Here is a 19,461-nt window from a genome sequence, read left to right on the forward strand (position 1 = left end):
GCGAGGTGCACACGGGAGCCGCGGGACCGGACGAATCCTACGCACGGGGTGTTGGGAAACCTGAGCAGTCATGTCTAGAGTTTGGGCAAGCCCACTCGGCAACCCAGCACCGCAGGAGCGAGTATGAACGACGCCCGATCATCGAGGCGCGAGGTCCACACCGTCAGCGACACCTTGGCCGATGCCGAGCACGAGATCGAGCACCTCCACCGCGGCATGCACAGCCGTACCCTGATCGGTCAGGCCCAGGGGATCCTCATGGAGCGCCTCGGCGTGGACGCCGAGCAGGCCATCGACTACCTGCGGCGGGTGTCGTCCCACTCCAACCGCAAGCTGCTGGACATCGCGAAGGACATCGCCGAGACGCGCAAGCTCCCCACCCTGGACTGAGGCGACCGACGCCACCGACGACCGCTGCGGGGCGCCGGCCCGACGTCCCGCTCGCCCGCGGTGCCACACTGTCCGCACCATGCCGCCCGTCACCCGCCGTCGAGCCCGAGCGGGATGGCGCACGCCGAGAGCTCGCACGACGCGCGAGGTGGGACCCGATGGGCGCTGAGTCCTCGACCGGCTCGCCGGCCACGTGGCGGTCGATCCTCGTGCAGCTGGTCGTCTTCGCCTGTGTCGGCGGGGCGTTCAACGTGCTCTACGGACTGCTCTACCTCGTCCTTCGCGAGCAGCTCAGCGCGCAGCCGGCGAACGCTCTCGCGCTCGTCCTGTCCACGATCGCCGGGACGTTCGGGCACCGCTACATCACGTTCGGCGTTCGTGGCACCGAACGGACCGTGCAGCACCAGGTGCTCGGGCTCGCACTGCTCGGCTTCAGCCTGGCCGTGACCGCCGGCTCCCTGTGGGTGCTGGAGACCACCGTCGCCCGGCCGTCGCGGGCCCAGGAGCTGGCGGTGCTGATCGCAGCCAACCTGGGCACGGGCCTCGTGCGGTTCTTCGTGTTCCGGGTGGCGATGGTGACCCGGCGGCGTCCAACGGACGCGGTCAGCGCCGCTGCGGCACCGTGACGCTGGACCGCGCGACCACCGGCTGCACGACGTCGGTGCCCGCGTAGCGCACGACGACGGGCTTCGTTCCCGCACGGACGTCGCGCACGACGACCCGCGCCCGGCCACCGACGACCTGGGCCTCGACCGTGCGCTTGCCCACGCTGACGCTGATGGCCCCGTCAGGCTTGGGCGCACCAGGCGCCTTGACGCGGATGTCGAGGGCGACGCGCTTCTTGGTGGCGTCGGAGCGCACCTCGACCTCCGGCACCGTCGTGACGGGCGCGACGGCGACGGACTCAGTGGTGGCGCGGAAGTGCCGGCGGGACAGGGTGATCCGGACCGACAGCGCGCGGCCGAGGTCGGCGCGGCGCACGGTGTAGGTGGGCTTCGTGGTCCCGGCGATCGGTTGGCCGTCCCGGAACCAGCGGTACGTCGCCGTGGCGTCCGTGGGCTTCAGCCCCCCGACCTGGGCGACGAGCTTGCGCCCCACCTCGGGCGCGCCCTTCACCCGGGACGGGCTCGTGATCACGACGGGCTTGGCGAGGACGGGCGTGGTCTCGGCCGCTCGGGAGCTCGACTTCCGGTAGCCGCTCGCGCTCGCCTGGACGCGTGCGCTGATCCGCCGGTCGACGTGGTCCCGGGTGAGGACGATGGATGGACCGGTGGCTCCGTCGACGGCGACCCCGTCGGCGTACCACTGGGTCGTGACCTTGGCGGGTTGCGGCGCCCACGACGAGGGAGTGAGCGTCAGGGTCTGACCGACCTCGGCGACCCCTTGGATCGTCGCCTCTGCGGTGCGCTGGAACACGCCGGGGGCGACGGGAGCGGTTGCGAGGCTGGCCTGGCCGGCGGTGTAGCCGTCGAGCTGGGCCGTCACCTCGGCCGTCAGGGCCTTGCCCTTCACGTCGGGCGTCGGGACGTAGCCGGGTGCCGTGGCGCCGGGGATGGCGGCACCGTCGGCGAGCCAGCGGACGTTGATGCTGGTGGGCGTGGGCGACCACGAGCCGGGCACCACCTCGAGCGGTGCACCCACTGCCGGTGTCCCGACGATCGCCGGAGCGGTCGTCGGCGCGACGACGCGGTCGTTGAAGTGGATGAACCCCGAGGGCCAGCCCCCACCGGTCCTGGTCACGCGCCGCCAGTGGAAGTCGCCGCCCCAGTAGTCCTCCGAGACGATGATCTCGGAGTCGGAGATGACCTGCTCGACGTACGCGACGTGGCCGTTGCCGCCCGCCGGAGCCACGTTCGACTTGTACCAGGCGACGGACCCGACCGTCGGCGTCTGGTCGGTGATGCTGGCCATCGCCGTGCCCCAGTTCGAGGCGTTGCCGCTGCCCTCCCAGGGCCGGACGTCCGGCATGCCGGACTGGATCAGCCGGTAGGCCACGTAGTTGGTGCAGTTGTGCCCGACGTACATGCGCCAGTAGGCCTTCGACCCGGCCTGCCGGTAGCCGGCGTGGCCCAAGCCGGCGGCCTCGCAGCCGGCGTACCCGGAGCACAGGTAGGTCGACGTGGTGAGGCTGATCCGGTCAGCGGTGGTGGGCGTGACGAGCAGGAGGAGCGCCAGGACACCGGTGACCAGCTTGGTCGCACGACCGGCACGTCGAACGGCCCGCTGGATCGCCGGCAGGGCGGCACGGAGGGGCTGTGACGGCTGTGACTCGTGAGGCTGTTGGGGCACGATGAGTGATCGTATGGGCGATCAGTCAAGCCCGCCACGCCGATGAGTGAAGATCAATCGTGTAATTCATCGGCGCCGTCGCCGGCCCACGGAAGGGACCGCGGGCCGGCCACGAGCCGACGTACTCAGTGGGTCAGCGGCGAGGCCTTGCGGAGCGCCCGCTTCGAGCTCTTCACACCCGACTTGGCAGCCGAGGCGATCCCCTGGGTGAGCAGCGTCAGTCCGGCACCGACCAGCCACACGTCCTTGGCGACCGCGGTGCCCTCCTGGCTCGGGCGGATGCCGTCGTCGAGCGTCATGGAGGGCGTCTTGAGGTACATGCCGACCAGGCTGGCGCCGAACCCGGTCAGCGCGGCCCCCGCGACGGTGGCCGGGACCATGGGTGCCAGGAGTGCGGCGCCCACGCCGATCTCGCTGACGGCGAGCAGGCGCGCGAACTTGGTCGCCTCCATGTCCTTGAACAGGGCGGGGTAGGTGGAGGCGGCGGCGCCGTGGAGGAACTGCGCCGTGCCCTCGTCGGCACTCAGCTTGCTGATGCCCGAGTTGAGGATGAACGCGCCGGTGGCGAGGCGGAGCGGGACCTGGGTGAGGGACATGATCTCTCCTTGGTGGGGTCGCGGGCGGTGTGGTCCCCCAGTGTCGCCCAGCCGTTGCACCGGTGGTCGACCGGACCGCTGTGCGGCCCTCCAACTCCCCCGCACGCACTCCTCGACCGCGATCGACGGTGGTCTGCCGATGTCCCGATGTGCGTCGGGGGCGACCCGCAGGCGGCACACTGCCTCCCATGAGCAGGACGACACTCGCCTTGCGGGTCTCGCTCGTCGGAGGCTGCGCCATGACGTTGCTGTCGTGCAGTCGGCGGGCGTCGCACTCGTCAGAGCCTTGCTGGCATGAGCCGTCGGCACCCGGGGTGGTGACCTCCGAGGACGCCGGGACATGCCGCCGACACGTCGCTGAACGGTGTCAGCCAGCGGCGTCAGGCGGTGAGCTCAGTTGCAGCACCGATCCGCTGTCCGCGCTTCCACTTCCCTGTGCTCGATCACCCCAGGAGCGCTGCGAGGTCCGCGACAGTGCGTCCCGCGAGGGTCGGCCAGGTGGTGAAGGCGCCGGTTGCAGGCAGCACCGCATCGTTCGGTACCGCGATCGTCGCGGCGCCCGACGCCAGTGCCGACGCGAGCCCGTTGGGTGAGTCCTCGACTGCCACGCACTGCTCGATGCGTACGCCGAGCAGCTCGGCCGCTCGGAGGTACGGCTCGGGCGACGGCTTGGTCTGGGCGACGTCCTCGGACCCGACGACCACACTGATCGCGCCGTCCGGCGCGGCATCCGCGACCAGTGTCGCCATCTCGTGGGAGGAGGTGGTGGCGATGGCACACGGGATCCCCTGGCGCCGCAACGCCGCGAGCAGCTCACGCACGCCCGGGCGCCACGGCACGGTCTCGCGCAGCGAGTCGATGACCGCGCGTTCGAGCGTCGCGACCAGCTCAGCCGACTCCAGCTCGACGCCCGCGGACTGCATCGCCACCGCGGTGTCGTGCATGTCCGCACCCACCAGCGCCAGCCCCTGCTCGGTCGACCACGTTCCGCCGTGCTGCTCCGCCAGGACGAACTGCTGCGCGATCCAGATCGGCTCGCTGTCGATGAGCGTGCCGTCCATGTCCCACAGAACGGCCGCGAGGGTGCTGGTCACGGGCGCAGTATGCCCGCTGCCGACGACCGACCCGGGCGTTGCCGTCTGCTCCGCGCATGAAGCTCGTTCTCTGACGACGCGAGCAGAGGAAGGCAACGGGGTCCACCCGCGATCGACCCAGGCGGATGCCCGACTTCCGACGGATCCGGATGCCCCAGCAGACAGCGATTGACGCGTCGCACCTCAGGGTGTGTATTGGATGGGGCCGGATCGGCGGCCCGATGCCAGGGAGCAGACGATGACTGCAGCGACGTACCTCGACGGCAACTTCGCGCCGGTGGCCACCGAGGTGACTGCGGCGGATCTCGAGGTCACGGGCGCCGTCCCGCCGGGCCTGGCGGGCAGGTACATCCGCACCGGACCCAACCCGTTCGCAGCCGAGGCCGACACGTACCACTGGTTCGCGGGCGACGGGATGGTGCACGGCGTGGACCTGCACGGCGGGCGGCCCCGCTGGTACCGCAACCGCTGGGTGCGCAGCCCCGAGGCCAGCGCGCACCTCGGTGGGTCCCCCGTGCCCCGCGCGGACGGCGGGTGGTACCCCGGCTCGGGCAACACCAACGTCTTCGCCCACGCCGGCCGGATCCTGGCCGTGACCGAGGGGTCGCTGCCCTACGAGCTGACGGGCGACCTCGACACGGTCGCCACGCGCAACTTCGGCGGCCCCCTTCCCGGTGGCATCAACGCCCACCCCAAGTTCGACCCGAGCACCGGCGAGATGCACGTGATGAGCTACGGCTTCGACAGCCCCGCGTTGCGCTACCACGTGGTCGACCCCTCCGGGGAGCTCGTCAGCACGGTCGACATCGACCTCCCCGCCCCGGTCATGCTCCACGACATGGGCCTGACAGCGTCCCGGGTCGTGCTCTTCGACCTGCCTGTCGTCTTCGACCTGGAGCTCGCCCTGCAGGGGGTCTCCCTGCCCTTCCGATGGCGACCCGACAACGGCGCCCGGGTCGGCGTCCTGCCCCGCGCCGGCACCGCGTCCGACGTCGTGTGGATCGACGTCGAGCCGTGCTTCGTCTACCACCCCCTCAACGCCTTCGACGCCGGCGACCAGGTGATCATCGACCTGGTGGTGCACGACCACGCCTTCGCCGAGGACGGAGAGCCCCTGTCCGACCGCCCGCGCCTGGAGCGCTGGACGATCGACCCGCAGGCACGCAAGGTCCTCACCGAGACGATCGACGACCGCGGCACGGAGTTCCCCCGCGGGGACGAACGTCTCACCGGCCTCCGCCACCGCTACGGCTACACGATCGGTGCGTCCTCGGTGCGCGACCTCGGCGCCCTCGGCGACGACCCCCGGACAGCTGTCCGCAAGCACGACCTCGTCGGCGGCACCAACGTCGAGATGGATCTGGGCCCCGGCCGCATCGCCAGCGAGATGGTGTTCGTCCCGGCCGACAGCGCGGCTGGCGAGGACGACGGGTGGCTCATGGGCTACGTGTACGACGCCGCGCGCGGCGCCAGCGACCTGGTGATCATCGACGCCCACGACTTCGGGCATCCGGTGGCGGCGGTCCACCTGCCGGTGCGGGTGCCGCAGGGGTTCCACGGGAACTGGATCCCCGACTCCGCCCTCGCCTGACCGACGAGGGTCCGGGGACGCCGTGGGCGTCGACCACCCGGTGGCGAACGGCTTGGGCAGGTAGTCGTCGGCGCCGGACCGTCACGGCGTCATATTCACCATCCCCGCGGACGACGCTCCAGCCGGCGCCTACCACGGCCTCCTGCGCGCCTGGGCGGTCGACGACGACTGGTTCCCGGCCGAGTGGGTGCGGCTGGCGGAACTCACGGACTACGACGGTCGGTCAACGTCGTGGTGTTGCGACCGCGTGACTCCTGACTCGTTCGAGCATTGGACTCGCGGGTCCCGGGTACGCACGGGCAGGCCATGAAGTAGTCCGGACTGCCTCACGGCTTAGGCCCCGGTGCTGTAGAAGCCGGGCACCGGGGCCGCCACCTCATCGAACGAGCATGGGGCGGCTTCTCAGTCGAGGTCCAGCAGCTTGCGGGTGCGCGCTATCTCCTCGGCGACGTCGATGAGCTTGCGGTTGGCGTGTGAGGAGGCACGCCGCAGGTAGTCGAACGCCTGGTCGGCGGTGATGTCGAGGCGTTCCATCAGGATGCCCTCGGCCCGGCCGATCGTGATCCTGCTCAGCAGCGCGATCCCGAGATGGTCGATCTCGCGCTCCGCGGTCATGACGACGGCGAGGTGACCGGCGAGGGCGTGCGCCACTGCGACGTCGTCGACGTCGAAGCGCTGTCCCTGCTTGGCGTAGAGGCTCAGTGCGCCGTAGGACCGCTTGTCCTTGAAGATGAGCACCGAGATCATCGACTCGACGCCCAGCTCCTCGTACGCGCGCGGCGCCCATTGTGTCCAGCGGCGCTCCTGCGACAGGTCGGGGCTCACGAATGTGTCCTGGTCGCGGTCCAGCTCGATACATGGGCCTTCGCCCAACTCGTGCTGGAGCTCGTTGGCCCGTCGGACGACACCGTCCGTGCTGACTCTCGTGATGATCTGCCCGTGCTTGTCGTTGAGCGTGATGCCCGCGTGGTCACACCGGGTCACGAGTGTCACCGCCGACTCGATGGCGAGCTGGAGGCGAGCAGTCTCGTCGGGTGCATTACTGAGCGCACGCGTCAGCTCTGAGAACTCACCGATCAATTGTTTCGCCTCGCTTGCCAGGGACTCGGTCCGGTCCCCGGCGACCCGAGGCCTTGGAACAGTAGTTCGTCGCGCCTGACGGGGCTACACCCAACCGTGTGTCAGCGCACGCGAGACGCTGCGGAGGCTGTTCGACAAGGCGGCTCAGGGCGGGCATGGCGCTGACGACGACGCGCATGCCAGCCCACAGGCCCGTCGGGCATCGCAGACGCCCCAAGAGCCCCGCTCGCCTACCCCGAGAAGGCGGGCGGGGCGTCGGGCCGGTTGAGAAGCGGCTAGCTCTTCGCCCGGCGAGGTGCGCGGAGCAGCTGCGCTGCCAGGTGGGTGGCCGTGGCGGCGAACATGCCCACGACGTGACCGAGAGAGCGCACGTACATCGAGCTCAACGGTCGTCGCGGTGGACGGCGTCGTCGTAGAAGTCGCGGCTACCGGACTTCGCCAACCCCCGGCTGATCATGTAGCCGATGGTCAGGAGAGTGACGTAGAACCATGCTTCTTGGGGGCCGAAGTCGCTCGCGTCGGTCAGCGCAGCGGCGATCAGGACGGCCAGGGCTACCACGACGTAAGCGACGAGCTCGGTGGTCTTGTACGAAGACTTGGTCTCCGTGCTGATTCGGCGTCCCGTGGTGTGGTCGGACGTGGTGTTGGTGTTACTGGACATGATGCGTCCTTGCGTCTCGTAGAAAGCGGTCTCGAGGTCTAGGAGGACGCTGGCACCCGTGCGGTGCAGCACTCCTGTACCCGCTTCCGAGATCGCGATTCGCACGTCGGAGCAGTCAAAGGCCAAAGGCCACGCCTCGACGTCGTCCTGTTGATCCGGCACTGGCTGACTCATCTGGTCATCATGCTCCGGCTCGCGAGTGATGGCAGCGGCTGTACGCCCCGCGGCCAGCAGTGCGCCGCGGGCGCCTCAGAGAGCTCGTCGGCCCAGAGGCCGGCACGGTCTCACGGCAGGACGGCGGCCGCTCGGGCGTGCTGGATGAGCAGCTCGTACTTCAGGTCGCGGTCGACGACGCGACTTGCTGTGACGCTCAGCTTGATGCCGTGGTCCCGGGCATAGCGGCGGAGGACTGCGAAGGCGTCGTCCATGCTGAGGTCCCCGGCGTAGGCGATGACGCCCTTGGCCTGCTCGACGGTGATGCGGCTGGTGAGTGCCTTTTGGAGCTGCGAGTTCACGGTTGCCCGGTCGGTGGCGGATCGGTCGTTGACGATCGCGACAGAAGCGACGTGGAGCAGGGCCTGAGCGAGCGCAAGGTCGTCGGCGTCGAGCGCGCCGGGCTGGTCTCCGAAGAGTCCGAGGGCACCGAGGACGTTGCCGGTGAGCCGCATGGGAAGCGCATGGACTGACCTGAAGCCGGCCCGGCCTGCGGCGGCGCTGAACTGGGGCCAGCGTTCCTCAGCTTCCGCCAGGTCGGGGACCAGCACCCGTTGCCCGTCATGGAAGCAGTCCAAGCAGGGCCCTTCGTCACGTTGGAGCTGGAACATCTCCAGGTGATGCATCCGGTCGGAGGTCGAGGCAGCCAGGTGCAGGACTCCTCGTCCGTCGGCCAGCAGGAGGCCTGCGGCGGAGATGTCGAGGAGCTCGGCGCAGTAGTCGGTGAGCTGGGCGAGCACGTCGACGACGTCGTAGTCGTCGACCAGCTCGTTGGACATTGCCACGAAGGCATGGATGACTTCTCGTTCTCGGCCCTCAGTCATTGGACGGCCTCTCCCGCACGACGCGCGTGTCCTTGTCCAGCATGAGCCTGCGTTCGACGATGGCGCCGGCCACCTGGCTTGCGGTCTGCCCGGTTGCGATGGCATGGGCTCGAAGACGCACCAAGGCCTCGGCAGCGTCGACGTCGAGCGCGGCCACGAGCATCCCGGTCGCCTGGTAGACCTCGACCCGTTCCAGCTCTGCCTGGTGATCCGGACCAGCCAGCATGTTCGTGACGACGGCCTCCTCGTCAGTGTTCATACCCACGCCCTCTGCGATCAGATCGAGGAGCGGCGCCGAGGCGAGCTCTGCGGTCAGCATCGCCCCGGCCAGGGCGTCGCCTTCCAGTGGCCCCGGCTCCGCGCGGAAGAGGTCGAGAGCGCCGACGCACACGGACGCGACCACGATGGGTAGGGCGAACACGCTCCGGATGCCGTCATTGAGCAGCGCTCCTCGCACGAGAGGCCATCGCTGTTCACGCGGAGCGTCGAGGTTCGGAACGAGCACGGCCTCTCGCGTGGCCACCGCGTCCAGACACGGTCCCTCGCCGAAGGTGAACTGATATTCGTCCAGGCGGCGACTCGCTTCGCTGCTGGCGCCGAACGTCCCAGTCGATGCCCCCTTGTAGACCATCGACAACGCGACTCCGTCGACTCCGACCAACCCGACGCAGGTGGCGCACAACTCGTCGGCCGTCGCGAGACCGGGTCGGCTGCTGGACACCGCGGCGTTCAGCTGAGCCCTCATCGCGTCCACGGAAGCAGTCACCCGTTCCTCCCCTCAAGACGCGATCGCGCCGGCCTGATCACGAATGACCTCAGCGTAGACCGGATGGCGCGACACCAGTCCCAGGCGCTGGTCGAGCGACGTGGGCGCATCCGACATCACGCGATCGTGGGAATCGCCCTGGCACAGCTGTCGCGGGTTCACGCGGAGGGGCTGCGGCACCGCCCGTGGGCGTCAAGCGATCTTCCTGGTCTCGACGATGTCCTTCGCGATGCGCACGAGCTTGCGGTTCTCGTCCATCGACCGCCGGCGCAAGTACGAGAAGGCAGATTCGGCGTCGGTGTCGAGCCGGATCATCAGGATGCCTGTGGCCTGCCCGATGAGTTCTCGACTCGCGATGGCTGTGTGGAGCTGCCGGTTCGTCTCAGCGAGCTCGGCTCCCGACGGACCAACACCAGAACGATCGGCGGGCGCCGGTGGATCGTGCGCATGGTCTTGAGGAGAAGGGGGCTCGTACGTGGCGCTGGTCATAGAAGATCCCGGTCTGTGCGCGATGCAGGTGGCACGCGCTACCGGGACTGGGGCAGCGTCACGTGTGAGGCAACGCTTCGAGGCTAGACCCGCTAGGCACTCAGGGCAATGCTCATCAGCCCCTCACCTCGAGTCGCGTGCGCTTTCGCGCGGGTCAGGGGCGTTGAGTACCCGCACGGTAGGCGCCTACATGGACGACCTGCCCGCCTTCGCCAACCGTGACGACATCGGCGTGCTGCTGCAGGCTGCACTGGCGCACGCGCAGCTCGAGTTGATCCACCCCTCCACCGACGGCACCGGCTACGCAGCTATCAACCGCCTCCACGACTCGCGCGTGATCCGACCGCTCACCGCGCGCACCCGCAACCAGGCCTGGGTCGCCACGGCCCAGCCCCACTGCCTCGTCCCTGAGTGGATCTACAAGCGCTCGCCTACGAACGCACGATCTACCTCGTGGAGCGACCAGATCTGCCGATGTGCGCGCGTTCAGTCAGATCCAGCTGCCGCGCGAGCCGGGCCGAGGCCCAGGGGCGCGGTCGAAAGGTGCCTTGAGGGCGTCCAGGGTGAGACCCGCGAGAAGCACTACGACCAGGCCGCCGACCATAGTCGCCAGCACGGGAGGCAAGCTGCGCGTCGCCATGGCGACGACGGCGCAAGAAGTGAAGAGGGCAACGGCGGCAACTGCACCGAAACCCTTCCACGACACGCGGCGGGCGGCCGTCCGGATGTCACCACTGTGTCCCATGACGTGAGTGTGGCGTACACCGGCCGCAGATGCACGGGCATCGACATCCAAGCCTGGCCAGATCCCGATACTGCGGGCAGTGTCCTAGTAGCCGCAAGTGGTTCGTCTTTGCGCCGCCCATGCAGTGAATCTCAAGCCGGATCCGAGCGGTACCCGCGCTCGCTGATCGCACATCGGAACTGGCCGTCAGCGCGCGAGCGACGAAGCTTTGCGGACTCTTCGCGGACTGGGGGGGCACACCCGCTCTGACCTGCACAAACAGCGATGCGTCAGACGTTGAAGCGGAACGAAAACGGGGGTTTCGGTCGCTGGTCGTAATCACTCATATTATGCCTCTGACCTGCACAAAATCTGGTGGGGAGCATTCTGGTAATCACCGTCGATTGGCATCGTTTTCGGGTCTGGTGAGGGCAGATTGAGGGCAGGTTGCGGGAAGAGCGGTGCCCTGTCGAAACCGCTCACCACCCTGCTCACCAACCGCCATCGAGAGTGCTTCCCATCCCAACATTTCGGCCAGGGCGTCCCCCGGATCGCGCAATTAGCGAGTCTTCCCGGACTGCGTAATGCAGGGGTTCCCATCGCAACCGGACTGTCTTAGTGCCGCGACGGGCTGCCGGGCCCCGACTCGCCCGGGCAACGGTCACCGTCCCTGATGCCTCATGCCGGGTGGGCGCGGGTCGTGTGATGACTCGACGTCGAGCACCCTCGCGAGCGGGAATCGGCAGCGTCCAGTTCGCTGGTCCAGGAGCGGAGACCAGCCTCGGTGCGAGCAGGCCGCGGAGGATCACCGCAGCGATGACGATGCCGAGCGCGAGCGTGGTGGCTTGGGATCTCCCCTCGATGGCCGGCAAGGTGACCACTGCGACCAAGGCGAGGGACAGGATCGGCGCAGTGTGGATCTGCTTCCCCGCGCGTTGCTCCGTCTGACCGAGACACGTCGCAGTGCCGCCTGTGAGCGTCGAGAGACGATCCGTTTTCAGCCTGCGCGCGGGTCGGAATGCCGCTACCTCCGCCAACGTTCACGATGACATGACGACGATCGGACTCATCGGCAGCGGCAACATCGGCAGCACCGTGGCAAGGCTCGCGGTCGACGCCGGCTACGACGTGGTGCTCAGCAATAGCCGGGGACCGGAGACACTTGCGGACCTGGTCCAGACGCTTGGCGCGCGTGCGCGTGCGGCAACTGCTGCTGAGGCTGCCGACGCCGCCGACCTCGCCGTCGTTACGGTACCGCTCAAGAACTACCGACAGGTCCCGGTCGAGCCGTTGAACGGCAGGGTCGTGATCGACACCAACAACTACTACCCCGAGCGGGACGGACACATCGCGGAGCTCGATGACGAGTCCACGACCACCAGCGAGCTCCTGCAGGCACGCCTGCCGGGCTCGCACGTGGTCAAGGGGTTCAACAACATCTACGTCGACCACCTGGCCACCCTCGCCCGCCCGTCCGGAGATCCCGACCGATCGGTGCTCGCCCTCGCGGGCGATGACGCAGCGGCCAAGCAGACCGTTATCGAGTTCTTCGATGCCATCGGCTACGACTCGCTCGACGTCGGCCCGCTCGCTGAGGGATGGCGATTCCAGCGCGACACCAGCGCCTACGTGACTCCGTACGCCGTGCCTGGCACGTCGTACCCCGACTGGTCGGGACGACCCACCACGCGGGAAGTGCTTAGGGACGCCCTCGGTCAGGCACACCGCTACCGCGAAATGTGACCTCCGAGCCGCTGACTCCTACTCGTGGAGCTCGCGGAGGACCTTGAGGAAGTTGGCTTTGCCCTCGAAGCCGATCCCGGGCCGGTCGTCGAGCGCGACCCGGCTGCCTTCGACGACCGCGTCGTCGGCGAAGCCGCCGGTGGGCTGGAACTCACCCGGGTACGACTCGTTGCCGCCGAGCTTGAGCGCTGCAGCGATGTGCAAGGAGAACTGGTGGCCGCCGTGGGGGATGCAGCGGCGTGAGGACCAGCCGTGCTGAGCGAGCATCTCCTGGATGCGCTTGTACTCCACCAGCCCGTAGCTGAGCGCCGGGTCGACCTGGATGTAGTCGCGGTCCGGGCGCATGCCGCCGTACCTGACGAGGTTGCGGGCGTCCTGCAGCGAGAAGAGGTTCTCGCCGGTCGCGATCGGGTTCTTGTAGTGCTCGGAGAGGGTCGCGTTGAGGCGGTAGTCCAGCGGGTCGCCGACCTCCTCATACCAGAACAGGTTGTACGGGTCGAGCGCTCGTGCGTACTCAAGGGCGGTGTCGAGGTCGAAGCGGCCGTTGACGTCGACGGCAAGCCTCGAGCCGTCGCCGTCCAGGACCTCGAGGACGGCCTCGATGCGCCGCAGGTCCTCGGCCAGGGGCGCGCCACCGATCTTCATCTTGACCACGTCGTACCCGGCGTCGAGGAAGCGGCGCATCTCGTCCTGCAGGTCGCTGTCGCTCTTGTCCGGGGCGTAGTAGCCGCCGGCGGCATAGACGAAGACGGAGTCGTCCGGATCGCCGTCGCCGTAGTGGTCGGAGATCCACCGGCAGAGGGGGACGCCGGCGATCTTGGCGGCCAGGTCGTGCAGCGCCATGTCGACCACGCCAACGGCCACCGAGCGCTCACCGTGACCGCCCGGCTTCTCGTTGCGCATCATCACGTCCCACGCCAGCGTGGGCGACAGGTTGCCCTCGTCGTCCAGGACGGCCCCTTCCGGAGCGTCCATCAGGCGAGGGAGGATGCGCCGCCGCAGGATCTCGCCGGCCGAGTAGCGGCCGTTGGAGTTGAAGCCGTAGCCGACCAGCGGCTTGCCATCGACCACGACGTCGCTGACGAGCGCCAGGATCGAGCAGTCCATGGTGGAGAAGTCGATGAAGGCGTTGCTCATCGACGAGCTGATGGGGATGACCCCTTCATGGGCAGAGACGATTCTCATCCCGCAACCTTTCTCTAACGTGTGAATCTGGGGACAGTGCGACCGACAGCACCAGGAGTGGCTCCTGGTCGCCGGTCGGGGATCGGGCCTTGTCGTCAGTCGTCGTCGCCGCTGAAGACGACCTCTCGCTTGCGTCGTACGGACGGAAGCAGCGAGATCGCCACGATGATCACCGTGAGTGCCAGCAGCGCCGCCGAGATGGGGCGGGTGATGAACACCGTGGGGTCGCCTCGGGAGATGATCATCGCCCGGCGGAGGTTCTCCTCGAGGAGTGGTCCGAGCACGAAGCCCAGCAGTAGCGGAGCGGCCTCGCAGCCCCAGCGGATGAGGAAGTAGCCGAGCAGCCCGGCCGCTGCGACGGCGAAGACGTCCCAGGGGTTGAGGCCGAGGGAGTAGCAGCCGATGGACGCGAAGGCGACGATGGCCGGGAAGAGCACACTGTAGGGCACGCTCAGCATCCGCACCCACAGCCCTATCAGCGGCAGGTTGAGCATCACCAGCAGGACGTTGCCGATCCAGAACGACGCGATCAGGCCCCAGAAAAGCTCGGGCTCGTCGTTGATGACGTTCGGTCCTGGCGTGATGCCTTGGATGATGAAGGCACCCACCAGCAGCGCCATCACGGGGTGGGCCGGCAGGCCCAGGGTGAGCAGCGGGATGAAGGACGTCTGCGCGGCCGCGTTGTTGGCCGACTCCGGTGCCGCCACACCTGCGATGGCGCCCTTGCCGAACTCCTCGGGAGTCTTGGAGATCCGCTTCTCGAGCGAGTACGACGTGAAGCTGGCCAGGACGTGTCCGCCACCGGGCAGCACGCCCAACATCGAACCGAGCGTGGTGCCACGCAGGACAGGCATCCGGATGCGCCGGAAGTCCTCGCGGGTGAGCCAGAGGCCCTGCACCTTCTTCGTGACCAGGCTGGGATTGTGCTGCTGCTCGAGGTTGCGGATGATCTCGGCGATGCCGAACAGGCCGACCGCGAGTGACACGAAGTCCAGCCCCCCGTAGAGCTCGCGGACCCCGAAGGTGAAGCGCGGGACGCCGGTGAACTGGTCCTGGCCGATGGTGCCGAGCAGCAGGCCCAGCACGATCATGGCCAGCGCCTTGACGGCCGACCCGCTGGCCAGGGCGATCGAGGCGAGCAGGCCGAGGACGACGATGCTGAAGTAGTCCGCTGGCCCGAACTCGAGGGCCGCACGCGCCAGGGGTGGCGCAAAGAGCGCGACCACCACGGTCGCCACGGTGCCGGCGAAGAACGAGCCGAGTGCAGCGGTGGCCAGAGCCGCACCGGCCCGCCCTTGTCTCGCCATCTGGTGGCCGTCGAGGGCTGTCACCACGGAGGACGACTCTCCTGGCAGGTTCAGCAGGATCGCTGTCGTGGAACCGCCGTACTGGGCGCCGTAGTAGATGCCGGCCAGCATGATGAGCGAGGCGACCGGGTCGAAGGAGAAGGTGATCGGCAGCAGCAGCGCGACCGTGGCGGTCGGCCCGATGCCGGGAAGCACGCCGACGGCGGTGCCGAGCGTGACGCCGAGCAGGCAGATCAGGATGTTGGAGGGCTGGAGGGCGACCTCGAACCCCAGGAGGATGCCGTCCATGTCAGCCTCCCAGCCAGTCGCCGATGACGGGCAGCCGCAGCTGGAGGAGTGCCACGAAGACGATCAGGCACACCGCAGTGAGACCTACGGCGATGATCGCGGCGCGGGACGGGCGGGTGCCGCGCCCGGCCAGGGCCGCGAGGAAGGTCGTGACGAGCAGGCTCGGGCCAAGCCCGAGACCGTCCACCGTGAACCCGAAGAACATCACTGCGGCAAGGAGCAGGCCCATGCGCCGCCAGGGGATGTCTCCGCGGTCGGCGTTGGCCACCGTCGGGTCGACGCCGCGGAACGACGCGACCACGATCACCGCGCCCAGTACGGCCAGGGTGCCCCCGAGCGCGATGGGGACGTAGCCCGAGCCCATCCGCAGCGCGCTGCCGATGTCGTACTGCGACCCGCCGATGGCGAAGGCGAGGCCGAGGACGACGAATGTGCCGCCCGCCATCAGGTCCGGGAAGGACGGTCCGGAGCGCTTCTCACCTAGGGCCCCGGCGGAGTCGCCGGGCGCCGCAGGCACGGTGCTCATTCGCCCGTGACCCCGGAGGCCTCGATGATCGGGGTCCACACGTCAATCTGCTCCTCGAGCTTGGCCGTGTGCGCCTCCGGCGTCACTTGGTCCTCGGCCACCGGCGCCGTGCCCAGGTCCGCGAAGCTGTCGATGACCTTCTTGTCAGCCAGCGCGACCTTCAGGGCGGCGGTGAGCTTCTCGACGACCTCGTCGGGGGTGTCAGAGGGGACGTAGAGCCCGTGGAAGGAAGCGACCTCGACGCCATCGAGACCGGCCTCGGCGGTGGTGGGCAGGTCGGGGAGGGCATCGATGCGCTCGGGGGTGGTCACGGCATAGCCCTTGATCTCACCGGACTGAATCTGTGCGACCGTGTTGACGCTCTGGTCGCACATGAAGTCAACCTGACCGCCGATGAGGTCGGTCAAGGCCGGGCCGGTGCCGTCATAGGGCACCTCGGTGAGGTCGACCCCGATGGCCTCCTCGATGAGCAGTCCGCACAGCTGTGAGGCAGCACCGACGCCGGCGTTGGCGATGGTGACCGTGTCCGCGTTCTCCTCGACGTAGGCCAAGAGCTCCTCGAGCGTCTCGGCCTCGAAGTCAGGGCGGGCGACGATCGTCATCGGCAGCTCGGTGATCAGGCCCACCGTCTTGAAGTCCTCGAGCGGGCTGAAGTCCAGGTCGGGGTAGAGGGCCGGCGCCGTCGACATGCCGATGTGGTGGATGAGCACCTGGTAGCCGTCGCCGTCCTCGCCGGCGACCTGCCCCGCCGCCACGGTGCCGCCAGCGCCCTCGACGTTCTTCACGACGATCTGCTGGCCGAGCTCCTCGGCCATCGGCTCAGCGATCAGCCGGGTCACGGTGTCGGTCGGTCCGCCCGCGGAGAACGGCACCACAAAGGTGATCTCCGACTCTGGATAAGCAGCGGGGTCGGCGTCGCCGCCACCGCAGGCTGACAGGGACAGAACGGCAACACTGGCCACGGAGATGAGGGGGACGCGCAGATACATGGTTGCTCCTTCGGCGGCTCGCACCTTATAAGATGCATGTGAGTTCACACTAGATGTGACGGCAGCCACAACGCAACCCTGACTTATAAGAAACATGTGTCATGCTTCCTCCGTGACTACGTACACCTTCACGAGCAAGGCGGACGTCGCCTACGCGCAGATTCGCCAGCAGATCCTGGACGGTTCGCTGGAGGCAGGTTCGGCGCTTGCTCAGTACGAGCTTGCAGCGTCGATGGGGATCAGCATCACCCCGCTGCGTGAGGCCATCCGTCGCCTCAGCGGTGAAGGGCTCGTGCTGCTCGAAGGCCATCGCAACGCCCGTGTGGCGGTGATGGATTTCGTGGAGGCTCGCCAGCTGTTCGAGACCCGACAGGCGCTCGAACCCGCAGCCATGGCACTGGCGGCCGCGCGCCGGACCGACGCAGACATCGCCCGCATGAACGCCGCCCTCGAGAACCTGCTCCCGGTCACGCGACAGTGGGGGGAGGTGGCATTAGCCGCGCACCGCGAGGTCCACCAGTCGCTCTACACCGCCTCTCACAACACAGTCATGATCCGGATGCTGAACGACCTGTGGGACAAGTCGGACCGCTACCGCCGAGCCGGTCTCGAGCTCCCTTCAGGGGGCGAACCCCGCACGCGCGACTTCGAAGAGCACCACCGCCTCGTGGCGCTGGTCACCGATCGTGACGCCGACGCCGCTCAAAGCCTGATGTGCTCGCATATCGCGAACAGCCTCACCGCTGCCGCTCTCGAGGCGAACGAAGCCTCGCCAGACGTGCCAGCCAACGCGTAGTACGCGAATGTCATGGGCGCGACCGGGCCACGATCCGCGTCAGGTGGAACCAGGCATCGCGGACGAGCTTGGCGATCCTCCGTGAAGGCCAGATCGGCATGCCCATGTACGCCGTCACCCCGAGACTCGGCTGGCTTTGCCGTAGATAAAAGCAAGTCGCTTCGGCCACGTCCGTCGACCCTGACGCGTCGGCCCGTGTCAGACCGCTCACCAAGTACCTCGCACCCCATGCATTCACGGACCATGGTTTCGGCGGACGAAACTCGGGCAAGGCCGGCTTCCGGCGCTGGTGACCACGCGGGCACTGTCACTCGAAGCGTCCGAGTCGTCCGATCCGCAGTCCAACCATGTGCTTCTCCCCCTCGTCGACAAGCGACGACGGCTAGCGCCGAGACACACCGGAGGAGAACCCGACATGAAAGACGACACCGACAGTTCAGCGCAACCGACGCTCTGGGGCGAAGTGCCTCAGCCTCGCGTGCCCGACGCGCGCTTCCGAAGTGGTGTACGCCAACACCACGCGGCTGCTGAAGCCAGCGAATTGTGGACGATCGACGAGGTAGCCGACTACCTCGGCGTCCCGAAGCAGACCGTCTACTGCTGGCGAACGACCGGATACGGACCGGCTGGCTTCCGTGTCGGCAAGCACCTGCGCTGGCGCGCATCGACGGTGATCGCATGGACGGTGGAGCTCGAGCACCAGAAGTGACCACCAAGGACGAGGGCCAGCGTTCGTGCCCTCGCTGTGGCGAGCCGATCCTGCATGTTCGACCGCGCTCCCCCGGGCGACCGCGTCAGTGGTGCTCGGCGAAGTGTCGCCGAGCAGGATCCGAGGAGCGCCGAGCTGCGGCCGCCGGCGCGATCGCCACGCAGTACGTCCAGGCTGAAGTCTCGCTCGACGATCACGTACAAGCGGTCCTGGCGTCGCCGGCTGCATGCCGGCGAATCGTCCGAGACCTACGCGAGAGGTACGACTCCGGGACGCTCAGTGATGCACGGTGGAGCCCCGTGGCCGAAGAGCTCCAACGCACCCGTCCGCAGGCTCGACCCAACGTCCGGTGGGGTGCGCGTTAACTACGCCGATAAGCGGCGTAATGACTCAGGCCAACGACTTGGTCAACCAAACGGTCTGGTCGGTGAGCGTTCGTACAGCGTGGTCACCTCGGTTGACCACAAAGTCTTGCGTCAGCCGCGATCACCGAAGAGTTCTACGAGATACAGCTCGTCGATCAGCGTCGGTTGGTGACTCCCATAGGGCGCGATACGGCGAAATCCGTCTCGCACGGCGTGCCCGAACCACACGACAACCGCTACGAGCAGGAGTTGCACGACGACGCGTACAACCGTCGAGTGGGAGTGCGAAGATTCAAAGTTCCAGACGCATGCGGAGGCGACGACCGCGGACGTAGTCAACAAACCGATGTAGAGCGCCGCAACTGCGCGGCGCCCAATCTGCGTGATCGAGTCGCCCTCTCCGTTTGGTCCCCGCGACACGACCGTGTCGTACACCGGTGTGGTGGGGGCGCCAGGTCCGCCTGAGGCGTAGGCGCTGAACTCGATGTCTCGCACGAAGCTCGCCGCTCGACGCATGCGTCCGACCTCCCCGATCCACGCACTGAATGATCCGGCCACGAGACCGGGCAACACCAGCGCGAAGAGCAACAGAAATGCCATGCCAGAGGTCCCCTCAGTGACCGCGCCTGCGCCGTCATTCGCAATGACCGCGCCCGCGCCGATGAGCACCCCGGCAGAGGCGTTGCTCCACGAAACAATCGAATGCTGAATCTGCCTCGCGTGAAGTACGACCTCTCGAGCCGACTGGTACTGCGCGAGGAACAGGGCGTTTCGCAACTCTTTGTCGGGCTCCACTGCTCCGTTCTAGTCCCTAGGCTCGCTCGAGCGCAGGGTTG

General features: G+C 68.0%; 19 protein-coding genes. 6 read left to right on the forward strand and 13 right to left on the reverse strand.

Going from position 1 to position 19,461, the window contains the following annotated elements:
• The first annotated feature begins 123 nt into the window (after nucleotides 1-123).
• Entirely contained in the window at nucleotides 124-390 is a 267-nt protein-coding gene (locus HN031_RS02290) for an ANTAR domain-containing protein (protein WP_172265797.1), read from the forward strand.
• Nucleotides 391-548: 158 nt separating this feature from the next.
• Nucleotides 549-1,016, forward strand: a complete 468-nt coding sequence (locus HN031_RS02295; RefSeq protein ID WP_172265801.1) for a GtrA family protein — start codon at nucleotides 549-551, stop codon at nucleotides 1,014-1,016.
• Here HN031_RS02295 and HN031_RS02300 read toward each other — a convergent pair.
• The 3 genes from HN031_RS02300 to HN031_RS02310 form a co-directional block, all read right to left on the reverse strand.
• The gene (locus HN031_RS02300) at nucleotides 994-2,679 is read right to left on the reverse strand and encodes a CHAP domain-containing protein (RefSeq protein WP_172265804.1); all 1,686 of its coding nucleotides are present in this window, start codon (nucleotides 2,677-2,679) and stop codon (nucleotides 994-996) included. The two genes, HN031_RS02295 and HN031_RS02300, sit on opposite strands and share 23 nt — an antisense overlap.
• A gap of 125 nt (nucleotides 2,680-2,804) precedes the next feature.
• Nucleotides 2,805-3,275: a hypothetical protein gene (locus HN031_RS02305; protein ID WP_172265807.1), complete on the reverse strand. Its 471-nt coding sequence runs from the start codon at nucleotides 3,273-3,275 to the stop codon at nucleotides 2,805-2,807.
• Nucleotides 3,276-3,718: 443 nt separating this feature from the next.
• Nucleotides 3,719-4,369, reverse strand: a complete 651-nt coding sequence (locus HN031_RS02310; RefSeq protein WP_216652019.1) for an HAD family phosphatase — start codon at nucleotides 4,367-4,369, stop codon at nucleotides 3,719-3,721.
• Between the two features lie 238 nt (nucleotides 4,370-4,607).
• Between HN031_RS02310 and HN031_RS02315 the strand changes: the two genes are divergently transcribed.
• Nucleotides 4,608-5,960: a carotenoid oxygenase family protein gene (locus HN031_RS02315; protein WP_172265810.1), complete on the forward strand. Its 1,353-nt coding sequence runs from the start codon at nucleotides 4,608-4,610 to the stop codon at nucleotides 5,958-5,960.
• Nucleotides 5,961-6,362: 402 nt separating this feature from the next.
• On the opposite strand, the gene HN031_RS02320 is transcribed toward HN031_RS02315, so the two are convergent.
• From HN031_RS02320 to HN031_RS02340, 5 genes are all read right to left on the reverse strand, one after another.
• Nucleotides 6,363-7,040: a GAF and ANTAR domain-containing protein gene (locus HN031_RS02320; protein WP_253943008.1), complete on the reverse strand. Its 678-nt coding sequence runs from the start codon at nucleotides 7,038-7,040 to the stop codon at nucleotides 6,363-6,365.
• A 382-nt stretch (nucleotides 7,041-7,422) separates the two neighbouring features.
• On the reverse strand, nucleotides 7,423-7,875 hold the full coding sequence (locus HN031_RS20985; protein ID WP_216652020.1) for a hypothetical protein: 453 nt from the start codon (nucleotides 7,873-7,875) through the stop codon (nucleotides 7,423-7,425).
• Nucleotides 7,876-7,985: 110 nt separating this feature from the next.
• Entirely contained in the window at nucleotides 7,986-8,693 is a 708-nt protein-coding gene (locus HN031_RS02330; protein WP_253943093.1) for a GAF and ANTAR domain-containing protein, read from the reverse strand.
• Nucleotides 8,694-8,730: 37 nt separating this feature from the next.
• Nucleotides 8,731-9,483 carry a GAF and ANTAR domain-containing protein gene (locus HN031_RS02335; protein ID WP_172271146.1) on the reverse strand — a complete coding sequence of 251 codons (753 nt, stop codon included), beginning with the start codon at nucleotides 9,481-9,483 and terminating at the stop codon, nucleotides 8,731-8,733.
• A gap of 213 nt (nucleotides 9,484-9,696) precedes the next feature.
• The gene (locus HN031_RS02340) at nucleotides 9,697-9,993 is read right to left on the reverse strand and encodes an ANTAR domain-containing protein (RefSeq protein WP_172265819.1); all 297 of its coding nucleotides are present in this window, start codon (nucleotides 9,991-9,993) and stop codon (nucleotides 9,697-9,699) included.
• 1,774 nt (nucleotides 9,994-11,767) lie between these two features.
• Between HN031_RS02340 and HN031_RS02345 the strand changes: the two genes are divergently transcribed.
• The gene (locus tag HN031_RS02345; RefSeq protein ID WP_172265822.1) at nucleotides 11,768-12,460 is read left to right on the forward strand and encodes an NADPH-dependent F420 reductase; all 693 of its coding nucleotides are present in this window, start codon (nucleotides 11,768-11,770) and stop codon (nucleotides 12,458-12,460) included.
• An 18-nt stretch (nucleotides 12,461-12,478) separates the two neighbouring features.
• Here the strand turns inward: HN031_RS02345 and HN031_RS02350 are convergent, their stop codons facing one another.
• The 4 genes from HN031_RS02350 to HN031_RS02365 all read right to left on the reverse strand — a co-directional run bounded on the left by HN031_RS02350 (nucleotide 12,479) and on the right by HN031_RS02365 (nucleotide 16,824).
• Complete coding sequence (locus tag HN031_RS02350) at nucleotides 12,479-13,645, reverse strand: mandelate racemase/muconate lactonizing enzyme family protein (RefSeq protein WP_172265825.1); 1,167 nt, start codon at nucleotides 13,643-13,645, stop codon at nucleotides 12,479-12,481.
• Between the two features lie 95 nt (nucleotides 13,646-13,740).
• Nucleotides 13,741-15,240, reverse strand: a complete 1,500-nt coding sequence (locus HN031_RS02355; RefSeq protein ID WP_172265828.1) for a tripartite tricarboxylate transporter permease — start codon at nucleotides 15,238-15,240, stop codon at nucleotides 13,741-13,743.
• A 1-nt stretch (nucleotide 15,241) separates the two neighbouring features.
• A complete protein-coding gene (locus HN031_RS02360) occupies nucleotides 15,242-15,766 on the reverse strand; it encodes a tripartite tricarboxylate transporter TctB family protein (protein WP_172265831.1) in 525 nt (174 codons plus the stop codon).
• Nucleotides 15,763-16,824: a tripartite tricarboxylate transporter substrate-binding protein gene (locus HN031_RS02365; protein WP_216652023.1), complete on the reverse strand. Its 1,062-nt coding sequence runs from the start codon at nucleotides 16,822-16,824 to the stop codon at nucleotides 15,763-15,765. The genes HN031_RS02360 and HN031_RS02365 overlap by 4 nt, the downstream gene beginning before the upstream one ends.
• A 43-nt stretch (nucleotides 16,825-16,867) precedes the next feature.
• Between HN031_RS02365 and HN031_RS02370 the strand changes: the two genes are divergently transcribed.
• Both HN031_RS02370 and HN031_RS02375 read left to right on the forward strand, forming a co-directional pair.
• A complete protein-coding gene (locus HN031_RS02370) occupies nucleotides 16,868-17,551 on the forward strand; it encodes a GntR family transcriptional regulator (protein WP_216652024.1) in 684 nt (227 codons plus the stop codon).
• Nucleotides 17,552-17,966: 415 nt separating this feature from the next.
• On the forward strand, nucleotides 17,967-18,260 hold the full coding sequence (locus tag HN031_RS02375) for an AlpA family transcriptional regulator (protein WP_172265838.1): 294 nt from the start codon (nucleotides 17,967-17,969) through the stop codon (nucleotides 18,258-18,260).
• Between the two features lie 476 nt (nucleotides 18,261-18,736).
• Here HN031_RS02375 and HN031_RS02380 read toward each other — a convergent pair whose 3' ends face one another.
• On the reverse strand, nucleotides 18,737-19,420 hold the full coding sequence (locus HN031_RS02380; protein ID WP_172265841.1) for a hypothetical protein: 684 nt from the start codon (nucleotides 19,418-19,420) through the stop codon (nucleotides 18,737-18,739).
• Nucleotides 19,421-19,461 lie beyond the last annotated feature (41 nt).

This window comes from Nocardioides sp. zg-1308, assembly GCF_013155375.1.
Classification (GTDB): Bacteria; Actinomycetota; Actinomycetes; order Propionibacteriales; family Nocardioidaceae; genus Nocardioides; species Nocardioides renjunii.

Coding starts and splice junctions, on each gene's coding strand:
- HN031_RS02290 (WP_172265797.1), top strand. CDS start 124: ATGAACGACGCCCGATCATCGAGGCGCGAGGTCCACACCGTCAGCGAC.
- HN031_RS02295 (WP_172265801.1), top strand. CDS start 549: ATGGGCGCTGAGTCCTCGACCGGCTCGCCGGCCACGTGGCGGTCGATC.
- HN031_RS02305 (WP_172265807.1), bottom strand. CDS start 3,275: ATGTCCCTCACCCAGGTCCCGCTCCGCCTCGCCACCGGCGCGTTCATC.
- HN031_RS02315 (WP_172265810.1), top strand. CDS start 4,608: ATGACTGCAGCGACGTACCTCGACGGCAACTTCGCGCCGGTGGCCACC.
- HN031_RS20985 (WP_216652020.1), bottom strand. CDS start 7,875: ATGAGTCAGCCAGTGCCGGATCAACAGGACGACGTCGAGGCGTGGCCT.
- HN031_RS02330 (WP_253943093.1), bottom strand. CDS start 8,693: ATGTCCAACGAGCTGGTCGACGACTACGACGTCGTCGACGTGCTCGCC.
- HN031_RS02335 (WP_172271146.1), bottom strand. CDS start 9,483: ATGAGGGCTCAGCTGAACGCCGCGGTGTCCAGCAGCCGACCCGGTCTC.
- HN031_RS02340 (WP_172265819.1), bottom strand. CDS start 9,993: ATGACCAGCGCCACGTACGAGCCCCCTTCTCCTCAAGACCATGCGCAC.
- HN031_RS02345 (WP_172265822.1), top strand. CDS start 11,768: ATGACGACGATCGGACTCATCGGCAGCGGCAACATCGGCAGCACCGTG.
- HN031_RS02350 (WP_172265825.1), bottom strand. CDS start 13,645: ATGAGAATCGTCTCTGCCCATGAAGGGGTCATCCCCATCAGCTCGTCG.
- HN031_RS02355 (WP_172265828.1), bottom strand. CDS start 15,240: ATGGACGGCATCCTCCTGGGGTTCGAGGTCGCCCTCCAGCCCTCCAAC.
- HN031_RS02360 (WP_172265831.1), bottom strand. CDS start 15,766: ATGAGCACCGTGCCTGCGGCGCCCGGCGACTCCGCCGGGGCCCTAGGT.
- HN031_RS02375 (WP_172265838.1), top strand. CDS start 17,967: ATGAAAGACGACACCGACAGTTCAGCGCAACCGACGCTCTGGGGCGAA.